Source organism: Endozoicomonas sp. G2_2, assembly GCF_017744135.1.
GTDB lineage: Bacteria > Pseudomonadota > Gammaproteobacteria > Nevskiales > Salinisphaeraceae > Salinisphaera.
Genome location: NZ_JAGHQU010000028.1, coordinates 1 through 1,335, shown reverse-complemented (window position 1 = coordinate 1,335; position 1,335 = coordinate 1). Strand labels below are relative to the sequence as shown.

The window sequence follows — 1,335 nt, the reverse complement described above, 5'->3', positions numbered from 1 at the left end:
GATTAAGCAACATTCTTTCTGTAAAAACGCGATCCTGACGTTGGCGTAATCGTTCTATTCGCTGTCGTCCTCGCTCATATTCAGATAGCGTCGCCCCGTCTGCCAGTCCTGCGAGATCTCCATGGCCACGGCGGTGACCAGGCGTAGGCAACTCGCCTCGTTCGGGAACAGAGTCGCGACCCGTGTTCGCCGTTTGATCTCTCGATTGACAACTTCGATGGCATTGCTCGTGCGCAGCCGCCGGCGATGGTGGCGCGGTAGCGCCAGGATCGCCAGCCCCTCGGGCAAGGCGGTTTCCGCCCATTGCGCCAGCTTCGGCGCCGTGGCTTCGTAGGTTCGGATGAAGCGGTCGATCAGCCGCTTCGCCTCGGTTTCATCGGGCGCATCGAACACGGCTCGGATATCGGCAGCCACCGGCTTCTTCAGGCGCCTCGATGGTACGTAGTGCCCGGCGTTCTTCTGCAGATGGAACTGGCAGCGTTGCCAGGCCACCGCCGGGAACACGGCCGCGCGAGCGGCCTTGAGCCCGGCATGATCGTCCGAGACGAACAGCGTCACGCCGTGCAGCCCGCGAGCGGCCAGATCGCTCAGAAAGCTGCGCCAGTGCACCTCCGCCTCGGACAGGGCCACCGAGACGCCCAGCAGCGCGCGCTTGCCCTCGGTATCCACGCCCATGGCCAGCAGCACGGCACAGTCGACGACGGTGCCGCCGTGGCGCATCTTCTCGTAGCGGGCATCCAGCACGACATAGGGATAGGCGCCGAGCGGGCGCTCGCGCCAGGCCATCAACTCGTCATCCAGGGCTTGCGCGCAGCGCGACACCTCGGTCGACGAGACCTCGAAGCCGCACAGCTGTTCGGTTACGCGCGCGACCTTGCGCGTCGACACACCCGAGACATACATCTCGGCCAGCGCCAGCTTCAGGGCCCGTTCGGAACGCAGCCCGCGCTCCAGCGAGGTCGGGTAGAAGCCGCCTTCGCGGACCTGGGGCACGGCCAGTTCCAGTGCGCCCACCCGCGACTTCACGGTCTTGGGTTTGTAGCCGTTGGCATAGCCGGTGCGTTGGGGACTGCGCTCGTAGGGCGCAGCCGCCAGGTGGCGCTCGCGCTCCAGGCGCATCGCTTCATTGATCAACATCGACACCGCATCACCCAGCCCCTCCAGGCCGCGTTCCGCAATCAGTTGGGCAGCAGCCACGGCTTCGTTATCCTGTCGTTGGCAGGCCATTCGTTACTCCTTTCGTCATTCACGGCTAATGAATTCCAACGAAAGGATAGCGGGTGGCCTGTCACCTTTCCGGCTCAGGCCAATTTACAGAACGAATGGTGCACTCCC

The 1,335-nt window shown here is 64.3% G+C and carries 1 protein-coding gene; it reads right to left on the bottom strand.

Annotation, left to right across the window (positions count from 1 at the left end; all coding sequences use genetic code 11):
- Positions 1-54: 54 nt before the first annotated feature.
- The gene (locus J7355_RS17565) at positions 55-1,227 is read right to left on the bottom strand and encodes an IS256 family transposase (RefSeq protein ID WP_209065052.1); all 1,173 of its coding nucleotides are present in this window, start codon (positions 1,225-1,227) and stop codon (positions 55-57) included.
- Positions 1,228-1,335: the final 108 nt, after the last annotated feature.

Excerpts from the sequence above, each read along its gene's own strand:
- J7355_RS17565 (WP_209065052.1), bottom strand. The coding sequence starts at position 1,227 with ATGGCCTGCCAACGACAGGATAACGAAGCCGTGGCTGCTGCCCAACTG.